The organism is Opitutus sp. GAS368 (assembly GCF_900104925.1).
GTDB lineage: Bacteria > Verrucomicrobiota > Verrucomicrobiia > Opitutales > Opitutaceae > Lacunisphaera.
The window spans coordinates 935,880-950,822 of record NZ_LT629735.1 but is presented as its reverse complement, the minus strand read 5'-3'; the positions used below and the strand labels follow the sequence as shown (position 1 = coordinate 950,822).

11 protein-coding genes are annotated in these 14,943 nt (G+C 63.5%); all 11 read left to right on the top strand.

Translation table 11 applies throughout. From position 1 onward, the window contains the following. The 11 genes from rplJ (at position 1) to rplW (ending at position 14,938) form a co-directional block, all read left to right on the top strand. Positions 1–498: a 50S ribosomal protein L10 gene (gene rplJ / locus BLU29_RS04200; RefSeq protein WP_091055389.1), complete on the top strand. Its 498-nt coding sequence runs from the start codon at positions 1–3 to the stop codon at positions 496–498. 125 nt (positions 499–623) lie between these two features. Next, the gene (gene rplL, locus BLU29_RS04195; protein ID WP_091055388.1) at positions 624–1,010 is read left to right on the top strand and encodes a 50S ribosomal protein L7/L12; all 387 of its coding nucleotides are present in this window, start codon (positions 624–626) and stop codon (positions 1,008–1,010) included. Positions 1,011–1,210: 200 nt separating this feature from the next. Beyond that, on the top strand, positions 1,211–5,005 hold the full coding sequence (gene rpoB, locus BLU29_RS04190; protein ID WP_091055386.1) for a DNA-directed RNA polymerase subunit beta: 3,795 nt from the start codon (positions 1,211–1,213) through the stop codon (positions 5,003–5,005). Between the two features lie 31 nt (positions 5,006–5,036). Beyond that, a complete protein-coding gene (gene rpoC, locus BLU29_RS04185; protein WP_091055385.1) occupies positions 5,037–9,164 on the top strand; it encodes a DNA-directed RNA polymerase subunit beta' in 4,128 nt (1,375 codons plus the stop codon). Between the two features lie 657 nt (positions 9,165–9,821). Next, positions 9,822–10,205 carry a 30S ribosomal protein S12 gene (gene rpsL / locus BLU29_RS04180; RefSeq protein WP_091055383.1) on the top strand — a complete coding sequence of 128 codons (384 nt, stop codon included), beginning with the start codon at positions 9,822–9,824 and terminating at the stop codon, positions 10,203–10,205. 23 nt (positions 10,206–10,228) lie between these two features. Next, complete coding sequence (rpsG, locus tag BLU29_RS04175) at positions 10,229–10,702, top strand: 30S ribosomal protein S7 (RefSeq protein ID WP_091055382.1); 474 nt, start codon at positions 10,229–10,231, stop codon at positions 10,700–10,702. Positions 10,703–10,715: 13 nt separating this feature from the next. Next, positions 10,716–12,911, top strand: a complete 2,196-nt coding sequence (gene fusA, locus BLU29_RS04170) for an elongation factor G (protein WP_091055380.1) — start codon at positions 10,716–10,718, stop codon at positions 12,909–12,911. A 28-nt stretch (positions 12,912–12,939) separates the two neighbouring features. Continuing rightward, positions 12,940–13,248 (top strand): 30S ribosomal protein S10, encoded by a 309-nt coding sequence (rpsJ, locus tag BLU29_RS04165; RefSeq protein ID WP_091055379.1) that lies wholly within the window; start codon positions 12,940–12,942, stop codon positions 13,246–13,248. A 104-nt stretch (positions 13,249–13,352) separates the two neighbouring features. Next, positions 13,353–14,003, top strand: coding sequence for a 50S ribosomal protein L3 (rplC, locus tag BLU29_RS04160; protein ID WP_091055377.1), 651 nt, complete (start codon positions 13,353–13,355; stop codon positions 14,001–14,003). 21 nt (positions 14,004–14,024) lie between these two features. Continuing rightward, positions 14,025–14,657, top strand: coding sequence for a 50S ribosomal protein L4 (gene rplD / locus BLU29_RS04155; RefSeq protein ID WP_091055375.1), 633 nt, complete (start codon positions 14,025–14,027; stop codon positions 14,655–14,657). Continuing rightward, positions 14,657–14,938, top strand: coding sequence for a 50S ribosomal protein L23 (gene rplW / locus BLU29_RS04150; RefSeq protein ID WP_091060893.1), 282 nt, complete (start codon positions 14,657–14,659; stop codon positions 14,936–14,938). The genes rplD and rplW overlap by 1 nt, the downstream gene beginning before the upstream one ends. Positions 14,939–14,943: the final 5 nt, after the last annotated feature.

The following is a 14,943-nucleotide window of genomic DNA, read 5'->3' as shown; positions in this document are numbered from 1 at the left end:
ATGAGAGCCGAAAAACAATACCTGATCGACGAAGTCAGCGGGCACCTGAAGAAGTCCGACTACGTCATCCTCACCAACTTCACGAAACTCACCGTCGCCGACGCGGCCGAGCTGCGCAAGCGCCTCGCCCCGGAGAAGGCCGAGTTCCACGTCGTCAAGAACAGCTCGTTTCGCGTCGCGGCCAAAGCCCTGGGCCTGCCCGACCTGGACAAGTCCCTCAGCGGCCAGACGGCCGTCGTCGTCGGCGGCAAGAATCCCGCCGGTGTCGCCAAGGCGCTGAAGAAGTTCATCGAGGAAAAGCAGAAGCTCGAGGTCAAGGTGGGCGTCATGGACAAGAAGCTCATGACGGCCGCCGACCTGGCGAAACTCGCCGACCTGCCTTCCTTCGACGCCCTGCGCTCGATGTTCCTCGGCCTGCTCACGATGCAGGGCGCGGCCTTCGTCCGCGTGCTCGACGCCAAGATCAAGAAGGAGCAGCCCGCTGCTCCGGCCGCCTAACCCACCCATCCAACCCAATTTTTCCGGCGCAAGCCGGGAAGCAATACATCCAACGAAGAGGCTAGGGGATACGTCCCTTAAACGCGTTTCACCCGAGACCGCTATCCGCTTCAGGAGAAAATACCATGAGCAACATCACCAAAGACCAAGTCATTGAATGGCTGTCCGCCCAGCCGATTCTCGAACTCGCCGCCCTCGTCAAGGATCTCGAGACGAAGTGGGGCGTGTCCGCCGCCGCTGCCGTCGCCGCCGCTCCCGCGGGTGGCGCTGCCGCCGCCGGCGCTCCGGCTGCCGAGGCGCAGACCGAGTTCACCGTCGTCCTCAAGGAGGCCGGCGCGAACAAGATTGGCGTCATCAAGGAAGTCCGTGCCATCACGGGTCTCGGCCTCAAGGAGGCCAAGGATCTCGTCGAGGCCGCCCCGAAGAACGTCAAGGAAGGCGTCAACAAGACCGAAGCCGAGGATCTCAAGAAGAAGCTCGAGGCCGCCGGCGCCAAAGTGGAGCTCAAGTAACCGCTCTTGGCGTTTTCTTCCGCAAAGCATCTCAATTCGCCGAGACAGGCCGTGTCCAACCGCGGCCTGTCTTTCGGCTTTTCTTCCGTTCTTTCCGCGCATCGAGGCCCTGCGTCCGTGCGCACCATTGCCGGTGGTTCACTCCTGAACCGCTGAGTTCTGTCTCTTTCTTTTCGTCTCACACTTAAACGGGAAATTCCATGGCCGACCGTATTCATTCCGAACGCATCAACTTCGGCAAACTCCGCGAAGTCATCCAGCCGCCGAACCTCATCGAGCTGCAGATCAGCTCCTACCTTGAGTTCCTGCAGAAGGACACCGCCGAGAAGGCGCGCAAGCCCTACGGCCTCGAGGCCGTGTTCCGCGAGGTCTTCCCGATCAATTCCTACGACGAGCGCCTGACGCTCGAATACGTCTCCTACACGATCGGCGAGCCCAAGAGCTCCGAGATCGAGTGCCTCCGCGAGGGCACCACCTACGCCGTCCCGCTCTACGTGAAGCTCCGCCTCCGCGAGGAGGACTTCATCAAGGACGAGGAGATCTTCATGGGTGACATCCCGATGGTCACCGAACGCGGCTCGTTCATCATCAACGGCGCCGAGCGCGTCGTCGTCTCCCAGCTCCACCGTTCGCCGGGCATCTGCTTCGAGGTCGCCACACACCCGAACGGCAAGTTGCTGCACTCCTTCCGCATCATCCCGGACCGTGGCACCTGGCTCGAGGTGCAGTTCGACAACAACGACCTGCTCTACGTCTATCTCGACCGCCGCCGCCGCCGCCGCAAATTCCTCATCACGACGCTGCTCCGCTCCATCGGCTTCAGCAACGATCTGGATATCCTCAACCTGTTCTACACGATCCAGGATCTGAAGGTCAGCAAGGCCCTCGACCTCGAGAACGTCTCCACGCTCGTCCTCGTCGAGGATGTCATCGACGCCCAGAAGGGCGTCGTGCTCGCCCGCGCCTTCGAGCCGCTCACCAAGGCCATCGTCCGCACCTTCGAGAAACACGACATCAAGTCGATGCGTGTCATCGACACCACCGCCGACGAGGGCGCCATCATCCGCGCGCTCAAGAAGGACCCGACCCGCAACGAGGAGGAGGCCCTCAAGGAAATCTACAAGAAGCTGCGCCCGGGCGAGCCGCCGACCACGGCGAACGCCAAGGCCCTGCTCAAGCGCCTGTTCTTCGACCCGAAGCGCTACGATCTCGGCCGCGTCGGCCGCTACAAGATCAACCAGAAGCTCGACCTCAAGATCGACCTGGAGAACCGCATCCTCGCCAGCGAGGACGTGGTCGCCGCCACCAAGTATCTCGTCCGCCTCAAGAAGAGCGACGGCATCGTCGACGACATCGATCACCTCGGTTCCCGCCGCGTCCGCACCGTGGGCGAGCTCCTCGCCAACCAGTGCCGCGTCGGCCTGAGCCGCACCGAGCGTCTCGTCCGCGAGCGCATGACCCTCTATGACCAGAGCGTCGACTCGATCACGCCCCAGAAGCTGATCAACCCGAAGGCCCTGACGACCGTGATCCGCGATTTCTTCGCGCGCTCGCAGCTGTCGCAGTTCATGGACCAGATCAACCCGCTCGCCGAGCTCACGCACAAGCGCCGCTTGTCCGCGCTCGGGCCGGGCGGTTTGAACCGCGAACGCGCCGGCTTCGAAGTCCGCGACGTCCATCCGTCGCACTACGGCCGCATCTGCCCGATCGAGACCCCGGAAGGTCCGAACATCGGCCTCATCAACTCCCTGTCCACCTACGCCCGCGTGAACGAATTCGGCTTCATCGAAGCCCCGTATCGTCTCGTCGAGAAGGGCCGCGTGACCGACAAGGTTGTCTATCTCACCGCCGATCAGGAGGAGGGCAAGACGATCGCGCAGGCCAACGCCGAGGTGGATGACAAGGGTCATTACATCGGCAAGGTCACCGCCCGTAACTCCGGCAACTTCCTCGAGGTGACCGCCGACGAGGTGGACCTGATGGACGTTTCGCCGAAGCAGGTGGTGTCCGTCGCCGCCGGCCTCATCCCCTTCCTCGAGCACGACGACGCGAATCGCGCGCTCATGGGTTCCAACATGCAACGCCAGGGCGTGCCGCTCCTGCAGACCGAGGCGCCGTTCGTCGGCACCGGTCTCGAGAGCCGCCTTGCGAGCGACTCCAAGACCGTCGTCATCGCCGAGGAGTCCGGTGTCGTCGCGTCGGTGGATGCGAAGCAGATTGTCGTCACCAAGGACGGCGAACTGCCCCGTCACCCGAAGCACAACCCGAAGGAGCACGTCTACGTCTACGAGCTGCGCAAGTTCATGCGCTCGAACGCCGGCACCTGCTTCAGCCAGCGGCCCATCGTCAAGAAGGGCCAGAAGGTCAGGAAGGGCGAGTGCATCGCGGACGGCCCCTCGACCGACCACGGCGAGCTCGCGCTCGGCCGCAACGTCCTCGTCGGCTTCATGCCGTGGAACGGCTACAACTTCGAAGACGCCATCCTGATCTCCGAGAAGGTCCTCAAGGAAGACATCTTCACCTCCATCCACGTCCAGGAGTTCGAAGTCACCGCCCGTGACACGAAGCTCGGGCCGGAAGAGATCACGCGCGACATCCCGAACATTGGCGAGGAAGCGCTCAAGAACCTCGATCATAATGGCGTCATCCGCGTCGGTGCCGAGGTGAAACCCGGTGACATCCTCGTCGGCAAGATCACCCCGAAGTCCGAGACCGAGCTCGCGCCCGAGGAAAAGCTCCTCCGCGCCATTTTCGGTGAGAAGGCCGCAGACGTGAAGGACACCTCCCTCATCGTGCCCTCCGGCGTGAACGGCATCATCATGGACGTGAAGGTTTCCACGAGCCGCCTCGATGCGGAGCGCGACCGCCTGTCCCCGTCCGACCGCCGCCGCCAGGTGAAGCAGATCCAGGAGGATTATAAGACGCAAATGGACAAGCTGCGCGAGCAGCTGACCGAGGCGCTCTCCAACATCCTCCTCGGCGAGAAGATCCCGCTCGATGTCATCAACGGCCAGACCGGCGAAATCATCATCCCGGCCAACCGCAAGATCACCAAGACGCTCCTCCGCAAGCTGGCCGCCGTCGCGAAGCACATCGAGATCGATCCTTCGCCCGTCCGCATCAAGATCATGGAGATCATCGCCTCGTTCCAGTCGAAGTTCGACGAGCTCGAGGGCGACCGCGAGCGCAAGATCGCCACGATCGAGACCGGCGACGAGAACGGCCCCGGTGTCATCAAGCAGGTCAAGGTCTACATCGCCACGAAGCAGAAGCTCGAGGTCGGTGACAAGATGGCCGGCCGCCACGGTAACAAGGGCGTCGTCGCCAAGATCGTGCCGGAAGAGGACATGCCCTTCCTGCCCGACGGCACCCCGATCGAAATCTGCCTCAACCCCCTCGGCGTGCCTTCGCGCATGAACGTGGGCCAGGTGCTGGAGACGCACCTCGGCTGGGCTTGCAAAAAGCTCGGCATCAAGGTGGCCACCCCCGTGTTCGACGGCATTCCCGAGAGCAAGGTCCGTGGCTACCTCAAGGAGGCCAAGCTGCCTTCCACCGGTAAGTCGCCGCTGCATGACGGTCGCACGGGCGAGAAACTCGATCAGGAGGTCGTCGTCGGCTACATCTACATGATGAAGCTGAACCACCTTGTGTCGCACAAGATCCACGCCCGCGCGGTCGGTCCTTACTCGCTCGTCACCCAGCAGCCGCTGGGCGGCAAGGCGCAGTACGGCGGCCAGCGCTTCGGCGAAATGGAAGTCTGGGCGCTCGAGGCCTACGGCGCGGCGCACACCCTCCAGGAGCTCCTCACCGTCAAGTCCGACGACGTCAACGGCCGCACCAAGATCTACGAGTCGCTCGTCAAGGGCGACAACACGCTGAGCGCCGGCACGCCGGAATCGTTCAACGTGCTGGTCAAGGAAATGCAGGCCCTCGGTCTCGACATCAAACTCGCGAAGCGCACCGCCCTGGGCGAAGCCCTCGGCGGCAGCCGCTAACCCTTAACACAATACTGGGAGCAAAATCATAATGAGCACCGAACACGCCCGCGAAGAAGTCCGTTCCGTCCTCGGTTCGGACGAGAACCAGTTCGACAACGTTTCGATCACCGTCGCCGCGCCGGAAACCATCCGCGCCTGGTCCAAGGGTGAGGTCAAGAATCCCGAGACCATCAACTACCGCACCTTCAAGCCCGAGCCGGGCGGTCTTTTCTGCCAAAAGATCTTCGGCCCGGTGCGCGACTACGAGTGCGCCTGCGGCAAATACAAGCGCATCAAATACAAGGATGTCGTGTGCGATCGGTGCGGCGTCGAGGTGACCATCGCCCGCGTCCGCCGCGAGCGCATGGGCCACATCGAGCTGGCCGTCCCCGTCGCCCACATCTGGTTCCTCAAGAGCATGCCGAGCCGCCTCGGCCTCCTGCTCGACATGACCGCCCGTTCGCTCGAGCGCGTCATCTACTACGAGAACTACATGGTGACCAACGCGGGCAAGACGCCGCTCGAGCTCAAGCAGCTCCTCACCGAGACCGAGTTCCAGCAGGCCGTCGATGAATACGGCGCCGATGCCTTCACCGCCAAGATGGGCGCCGAGGCCGTCCGCGACGTGCTCATGCAGATCGACATGGAGGCGGTCGTCGCCGAGCTCCACGAGACGATGCGCGCCACGCGCTCGAAACAGATCAAGAAGAAGCTCTCCAAGCGCCTCAAGGTCATCGGCGGCTTCATCAACTCCAAGTCCCGTCCCGAGTGGATGGTGCTCGAGGTGCTGCCGGTCATCCCGCCGGACCTGCGCCCGCTCGTTCCGCTCGAGGGTGGCCGCTTCGCGACCTCCGACCTCAACGATCTCTACCGCCGCGTCATCAACCGCAACAACCGTCTGCGGAACCTGATGCAGCTGAAGACGCCCGACGTCATCATTCACAACGAAAAGCGCATGCTCCAGGAAGCCGTCGACGCGCTCTTCGACAACGGCCGCCATGGCCGCCCGGTCACGGGCGCCGGCAACCGCGCCCTGAAGTCGCTCTCCGACATGCTCAAGGGCAAGCAGGGCCGCTTCCGCCAGAACTTGCTCGGCAAGCGCGTCGATTATTCCGGCCGCTCCGTCATCGTCATCGGTCCGGAGCTCAAGCTCCACCAGTGCGGCCTGCCCAAGAAGATGGCGCTCGTCCTCTTCGAGCCGTTCATCATCCGCCGCCTCAAGGAACTCGGCTTCGTGCACACCGTCCGCGGTGCCCGCAAGATGATCGAGAAGAAGTCCCCTGAGGTGTGGGACATCCTCGAGGAAGTCACCAAGGGCCACCCGGTGCTGCTCAACCGCGCGCCGACCCTGCACCGTCTCTCGATCCAGGCCTTCGAGCCCGTGCTCATCGAGGGTTCGTCCATCCGCGTCCACCCGCTCGTCTGCACCGCCTACAACGCGGACTTCGACGGTGACCAGATGGCCGTCCACGTGCCGCTGTCGCTTGAGGCCATCCTGGAGTGCAAGCTCCTGATGATGTCGACGAACAACATCTTCTCGCCGTCCTCCGGCAAGCCGATCCTCACGCCGTCGCAGGACATCGTCCTCGGCGCCTACTACCTCACCATCGAACCGCGCAGCAAGCCCGCCAAGGGCGTCCGCGTGCCGCTGCTCTCCGGCTTGCAGGAAGTGCAATACGTCAAGATGGACGGCGCGCTCAAGACCCACGACTGGATCGAGGTCCCGAACCCGGACTTCGGCAAGGACACCGTCTACGGCAACAAGGAGCGCAAGCACCTCCGCACGACCGTGGGCCGCGTCATCTTCAACCAGATCTGGCCCACCGGCCTCGGCTTCATCAACTTCCCGGTGCCGAAGAGCAAGCTGGGCGACCTCATCCTCAACACCTACAAGGTGGCGGGGGACCGCGTGACCGTCGAGACGCTCGACAAGCTCAAGGAGCTGGGCTTCCAGACCGCCATGCAGGCCGGCATCTCGATCGGTATCGATGACATGATCATCCCCGAGAACAAGAAGGAGATCGTGTCCGACGCCCGCAAGAAGGTCGACGAGGTCGAGTCCCAATACAAGAAGGGCATCATCACCTCCGGCGAGCGTTACAACAAGATCATCGACATCTGGACCGGCGCCACCGACCGCATCGCGAAGGCCGTCTTTGCGAAGCTCGAGAACAACGATGGCAAGCCCGAGGTTAATCCGGTTTACATCATGATGGATTCCGGTGCCCGCGGTAACAAACAGCAGGTCCGCCAGCTGTGCGGTCTCCGCGGCCTCATGGCCAAGCCCTCCGGCGAGATCATCGAGCGCCCCATCCTGTCCTCGTTCCGCGAGGGCCTCACCGTCCTCGAATACTTCATCTCCACGCACGGCGCCCGCAAGGGTCTCGCCGACACCGCCCTCAAGACGGCCGACGCCGGCTACATGACCCGCAAGCTTTGCGACGTGGCCATGGACGCCGTCATCACCGAGGAAGACTGCGGCACGCGCGAAGGCATCTGGAAGCGGGCGATCTTCGAAGGCGAGACCATGCTGGTCTCCCTCGCGGAGCGCGTGGTCGGCCGGTTCTCGGCGGACGACGTCTACGACCCGCTCGCCCCGACCAAGACCATCGTGGACGCCGGCGACCTCATCACCGAGGAACTCGCCAAGCGCATCGACGACTCCGGCATCGAGCGCGTCAAGGTGCTCTCGCCGCTCACCTCCACGAGCGAGCAGGGCATCGACGCCAAGTCCTACGGCATCAATCCCGCCACCAACAAGGTCGCGAAGATCGGTGACTCCGTCGGCATCATCGCCGCCCAGTCCATCGGCGAGCCCGGCACGCAGCTCACGATGCGCACGTTCCACATCGGTGGCGTCGCCTCGGCCGGCTCGAAGAATCCCGAGATCAAGGTCCGCAACGCCGGTCTCGTGAAATACCGCGGCCTGCGCCTGGTGCAGACCGCCGAGGGCCACAACATCGTCCTCAACAAGACCGGCTCGCTGCTGATCCTGGACGAGAACGATCGCGAGTTGGAGTCCTACCCGATCGTGGTCGGCACCTTCCTCTCCGTCACCGACGGCGCCAAGGTCACCAAGGGCGAGACCATCGCCCAGTGGGATCCTTACAATATCCCGGTCCTCTCCGAGAAGGCCGGCACGCTCCACTTCAAGGACATGATTCCGGGTGTGACCGTGAAGCGCGAACTCGACGAATCCACCGGCCGTATCGCGACCGTGGTCATCGAGCACAAGGAAGACCTCAATCCGCAGATCGAGGTCCGCGACGATCACGGCAAGCCGGTCGCCGCTTACTCCATCCCGACGGGCGCGCAGGTCGCGGTCGCCGAGGGTGACATCATCCAGCCCGGTGCGCTGCTCGCCAAGACCCCGCGTCAGGCGTCCGTCACCAAGGACATCACCGGTGGTCTCCCGCGCGTGGCCGAGCTGTTCGAAGCCCGCCGCCCGAAGGAAGCCGCCGAGATGGCGCGCATCGAGGGGGTCGTCTCCTTCGAGGGTTCCATCCGCGGCAAACGCAAGCTCGTCGTCCGTCAGGAGGAGTCCGGCGCCGAGGAGGAACACCTGATCCCGCACGGCAAGCACATCATCGTGCAGGCCGGCGACGTCGTCCACAAGGGCCAGCACTTGACCGAGGGCTCCGCCGATCCGCACGAGATCCTCGAGATCCTCGGGCCGACCGCGCTGTATGAGTTCCTCATCGGCCAGGTGCAGGAAGTCTACCGTCTCCAGGGCGTGTCGATCAACGACAAGCACATCGAGGTCATCATCCGCCAGATGCTCCGCAAGGTCCGCATCTCGGATCCGGGTGACACCGAGTGGTTCTGGGGCGAGCAGATCGACCGCGTGGCGTTCCTGCGCGAGAACAAGCGCATCGACGCCGCCGGCGGCAAGCCCGCCGAGGCCGAGCCGATCCTGCTGGGCATCACCAAGGCCTCGCTCGAGACCGAGAGCTTCATCTCGGCCGCCTCCTTCCAGGAGACGACGCGCGTCCTCACGGATGCCTCGACGCTGGGCAAGGTCGACCACCTGAAGGGCTTCAAGGAAAACGTCATCATGGGTCACTTGATCCCGGCGGGCACGGGCCTCCCGGCTTACAAGAAACTCAAGGTCACGCTGCCGCTCGGCGGCGAGATCCCGATGGACGAAGCGCCCAAGGCCACGGCCGAGGCGAGCTAAGCTCCCAGCCAAAACACTTCGAAGCCGCGGACGAAAGTCCGCGGCTTTTTCTTGTTCACGTTGCGGCCGATCCCACGGCGAGGTCGCCGTGGCTCCAGATCGGAGAATTGGAGCGCGGGCGACCTCGCCCGCGAGGGAGGCGCCGCCGAAAAACGACTTGTTTTTCGCTTCGAAATGGCGACCTTAGAGGTCCTCCCGCCAAAAGATGCCGGTAGAGCCTAGCTCCCGAGTGTCTTCTCGCCCGGCCTTCACCGGCCGGGCGTTCTTTTTGGTTTGGGCTTGTCCCAAACCAACCCGCCATAGCCCGTAGGGCGACGGCGGGTCAGAGTGCTGTGACGTGAACAGACGGAAAAGAACAGGGCAGGGTCGTTTTTACAATTGAGTTTTCGGGTCCCGGAGGACCTGTGAATAACTTTCCACGACTTTTTTTGATTTAACTCTTGATAGGGGTGGAAGCCGCCTGCTTTCCTAACCGTCCCATTCGTCACTTACAGCCGCGTCAGCCAAACTGGCGAGGCACCTGAGACGCCACGATTTCGGGCGGTTTCCCTCCGAAATTCGTGTTTCCACATAAAGCGCGAAATAGTGCTTGCCGGAGGCTTCGTCTCCGGTAGGTTCCGCGCCTTTTCCACTTTTACCAACCTTCCATTCAATTACATGCCAACCATCAACCAACTCGTGAGAAAGGGACGCCGCAAAGTCGTTGCGAAGTCCAAGGCTCCGGCGTTGCAGGGTAACCCCTTCCGCCGCGGCGTCTGTGTGCAGGTCATGACCCGCACGCCGAAGAAGCCGAACTCGGCCATCCGCAAGGTCGCCAAGGTCCGCCTCACGAATGGCACGGAGGTCATCTCCTACATCCCCGACGAGGGCCACAACCTCCAGGAGCACTCGATCGTGCTCGTGCGCGGTGGCCGCGTGAAGGATCTCCCCGGCGTCCGCTACCACATCGTGCGTGGCACCCTCGACGCCACCGGCGTGGAGAAGCGCCGCCGCTCCCGTTCCAAATACGGCGTCAAACGCCCGAAAGCCGCCAAGGCCTAACCCCCGTTCTTTTCTAAGCCGCCATGTCACGCCGCCGCAGAGCTACTCACCGCCCCACCGTGCCGGATGTCCGCTATAACAGCGCTCTGGTCACGCACCTCATCAACGTCATCATGAAGAGCGGCAAGCGCACGCTCGCCGAGCGCATCGTCTACGGTGCCTTCGAGAAGGTGAGCGAGAAGCTCCAGAAGGGCGACCCGGTCGACCTGCTGATGGGCGCGATGGAAAACGCCCGCCCGAAGCTCGAGGTCAAGAGCCGCCGCGTTGGTGGCGCCACCTACCAGGTGCCCGTGGAAATTTCATTTGAGCGCCAGGAGTCCCTGGCCCTCCGCTGGATCGTGGACGCCGCCACCGGCCGCAAGGGCATCCCGATGCGCGAGGCGATCGCCTCCGAGATCATCGACGCCTACAACAACACCGGCTCCGTCGTGAAGAAGAAGGAAGAGATGCACAAGATGGCCCAGGCCAACCGCGCCTTCGCCCATCTCCGCTGGTAAGGAATCTTTTCGCATGTCCGTCGCTTCTCCCATCAACATCACCGTCGTCACCGACAAGGCGAAGACCTCGCCCGTCAACTCGAAGGACCGTCCGTTCCCGCTCGAGTGGACCCGCAACATCGGCATCGCCGCGCACATCGACGCCGGCAAGACCACGACGACCGAGCGCATTCTTTTCTACTCCGGCGCCGTCCACAAGATGGGCGAGGTCCACGAGGGCACCACGGTGACCGACTGGATGGAGCAGGAGCGCGAGCGCGGCATCACGATCACCGCCGCCGCCATTTCCTGCGCCTGGAACGCCTCCTGGGGCCCCTGGAAGGGCATCAAGCAGCGCATTAACATCATCGACACCCCCGGACACGTGGACTTCACGGCCGAGGTGGAGCGCTCGCTCCGCGTGCTCGACGGCGCCGTCGCCGTGTTCGACGCCGTCGCCGGCGTGCAGCCCCAGTCCGAGACCGTCTGGCGCCAGGCCAACAAATACCGCGTCCCCCGCATCGCTTTCATCAACAAGATGGATCGCGTCGGCGCGAATTTCTTCCGCTGCATCGACGACATCCGCAACAAGCTCAAGGCGAACGCCCACGCCCTCTACCTGCCGATCGGCGCCGAGGAGAACTTCACCGGTCTCGTCGATCTCGTGCAGAACGTCGCCTATTCCTTCGAGGACAACCCGGCCGACCCGCTCGGCATGAAGCCGGTCACGATGGAGGTCCCCGAGGCCATGAAGGCGCAGACCAAGGAGTATCGCGACAAGCTCATCGAGGCCGTGTCCGACTTCGACGATGTCATCGCCGAGAAGTATCTCAATGGCGAGGAGATCAGCGTCGAGCAGCTGATGCTCGGCGTCCGCAAGGCCACCATTTCCCTCCAGTTCACCGGCGTGTTCCCTGGCTCCGCCTTCAAGAAGAAGGGCGTGCAGCGCCTGCTGGATTGTGTCGTCAACTACCTCCCGAGCCCGATCGACGTCCCGCCCATGCAGGGCCAGGACAGCGACGGCAAGCCGGTCGAGGCGGTCGTCAGCGACAAGGCCAAGATGGCCGGTCTCGCGTTCAAGCTCTGGAACGACCCGTTCGTCGGCCGCCTCGTGTTCTTCCGCGTCTACACCGGCCAGCTGCCGCGCGGCATGTCCCTCTACAATCCCCGCACCCGCCGCACCGAGCGCGTGTCCCGTCTCGTCCTCATGCGCGCCATCGAGCGCGAGGAAATCGAGGTCGCCTACGCGGGTGACATTTGCGCCGTCGTCGGCGTCAAGGACGTCATCACCGGCGACACCCTGTGCGACGAGGATTTCGACATCCGCCTCGAACCACCGTCCTTCCCGGAGCCCGTCATCTCGATGTCCATCGAGCCGAACTCCAAGGCCGACCAGGAAAAGCTCGGCGTCGCGCTCCAGCGCCTCGTTGCCGAGGACCCGACCCTGCGCGTCAAGACCGACCAGGACACGGGCCAGACCATCCTCGCCGGCATGGGCGAACTGCACCTCGAGATCATCATCGACCGCATGAAGCGTGAGTTCAAGGTCGAGGCCACTTCCGGCAAGCCCCAGATCGCCTACCGCGAGACCATCCAGAAGGCGGCCGACGGCGAGGGTAAGTTCATCCGCCAGTCCGGCGGCAAGGGCCAATACGGCCATGTCGTCATCCGGATGGAGCCGAATGAGAAGGGGAAGGGCGTCGAGGTCATCAACGAGACCGTCGGCGGTTCCATCCCGAAGGAATTCATCAAGCCGTCGACCGACGGCATCCTCGAGGGCGCCAACAACGGCGTCATCGCCGGCTTCCCGGTGGTCGACGTCATCATCAAGATCGTCGACGGTTCGTTCCACGAGGTCGACTCGTCCGAAATGGCGTTCAAGATGGCCGGCATCTTCGCGTTCAAGGACGCGATGAAGAAGGCCAACCCGATCCTGCTCGAGCCCATCATGGGCGTCGAGGTCACCACCCCGGAAGAATATCAGGGCGACCTGATGGGCGACATCAACCGTCGCCGCGGCCAGATCCAGGGCATGGATAACAAGGCCGGCGCGTGCATCATCACCGCCCACGTGCCGCTCGAACTCCTCTTCGGCTACGTCACCGACATCCGGTCGCTTTCGAAGGGCCGCGCCAGCGCGTCCATCACGCCTTCGCACTTCGCGCAGGTCCCGAATTCGCAGCTCGCCAAGATCGTGGAGTCCAACGCCAAGGGCCCCGCTCGCACCTGATTTTTCAACCCTCGTTCTTTATCCCGCCATGAAAGGCCAACGCATTCGCATCAAACTCCAGGGCTACGACTATCGGGTCATCGACCAGTCGGCCCTCGAAATCGTCGAAACCGCCAAGCGCTCCGGCGCCCGCGTCTCGGGTCCCATCCCGCTGCCCACGCACATCGTGAAGCTGTCGGTCAACCGCTCCCCGCACGTGGACAAGAAGTCCATGGAGCAGTTCGAATCCCGCACGCACAAGCGCCTCATCGACATCCTGGAGCCCACCGCCCAGACCGTCGACGAACTCAAGAAGCTCAACCTTCCGTCCGGCGTCGATATCACCATCAACGTATAACTTTTTAAACCCACAACCATCTTAGCCAAGCCAGCCGGCTCACCCCGGCCCTTGCTAAAGTAGGTCTAAACAAACGGCGCCCTGCGCCACCTACCACTTAGCCCATGATCGCTACATTACTCGGTAAAAAAATCGGCATGACCCAGGTCTACGACGCGCAAAACGTCCTGATCCCGGTCACCGTGGTGGAAGCCGGCCCGTGCCCGGTCGTCCAAATCAAGACGGTTGAGTCTGACGGCTACAATGCCGTGCAACTCGGCTTCGGTGCCCAGAAGGCGAAGAACGCCTCCAAGGCCGAGGCCAATCACGCCAAGAAGGCCGGCCTCGAGGCCACGCCCCGCGTGCTCAACGAAGTCCGCCTCCCCGAGGCGTTCTCCGGCAAGGCCGGCGACGTCCTCACGGTCGCGGTCTTCGCCGAGGGCCAGATCGTCGACGTGCTCGGCGTCTCCAAGGGCAAGGGCTTCCAGGGCGTCGTGAAGCGCTTCCGCGTCGGCGGCGGCCCCGCCTCCCACGGCTCCATGTTCCATCGCCGCATCGGCTCCATCGGCATGCGCCAGACCCCCGGCCGTTCCTGGAAAAACCAGCGCATGCCCGGCCACATGGGCACCGATATGCGCACCGTGCAGAACCTGCGCGTCGTGAAGATCATCGCCGACAAGAACCTCATCCTCGTCAAGGGCGCCATCCCCGGCGCCAACGGCGACGATGTCATCATCCGCTCCGGCAAGAAGGCCAAGCCGGCCAAGAAAGCCTAAGTCCACCGGAGAACGTAATCCATGAAGCTCAAAATTTTCACGTCCGACGCCACCAAGAGTTCCGAGAAGGAATTCAACCTCCCGACCTTTGAAGGCTCCCGCGGCCTCCAGGCCGTCAAGGAAGTCGTCGTCGCCCACCGCGCCAACGCCCGCCAGGGCACGCGCTCGACCAAGACCCGCGGCGAAGTCAGCGGCGGCGGCAAGAAGCCGTGGGCCCAGAAGGGCACCGGCCGCGCCCGCGCCGGCTCCATCCGCTCCCCCCTGTGGTCCGGCGGCGGCGTCGTGTTCGGTCCGAAGCCCCGCGACTTCTCCAAGAAGATCAACGGCAAGGTCAAGACCCTAGCCTTCGGCCGCGCCCTGTTCGACCGCGCGACCGCCGGTGACATCAGCGTCATCGAGAACTTCGCGCCGAAGCAGGCCAAGACGAAGCTGATGGGCCAGGTCATCGCCCGCATCGCCCCCAAGGGCAAGGTGCTCATCGTCGACGCCCCCTTCACGACCGAGGCCCAGCGCGCCGCGCGCAACCTCGACCGCGTCACCCTGCAGGACGCCTCGAAGCTCAACACCCTCGATCTCGTCGCCTACAGCTGGATCGTTGTTTCCAGCAAGGCCCTCGAGCAGATCATCGCCCGCGCCAACGGAGGTCAGTCATGATTAACGCCGAACAGATTCTCAAAACCATCCGCCTGACGGAGAAGTCGAACAAGCTCTCCTCGAACTACGGCCAATACACCTTCGAGGTGTATCCGTCCGCGACGAAGCACACCGTGCGCGCGGCCGTCGAGCAGACCTTCAAGGTCACCGTCACCCGCGTGAACATCCAGAACCGCAAGGGCAAGCCGAAGCGTTCGCGCCAGGGCCGCCCGATCACCGCGTCCGACAGCAAGCGCGCCATCGTCACCCTCAAGACGGGCGACAAGATCGAACTCACCTGATTCCC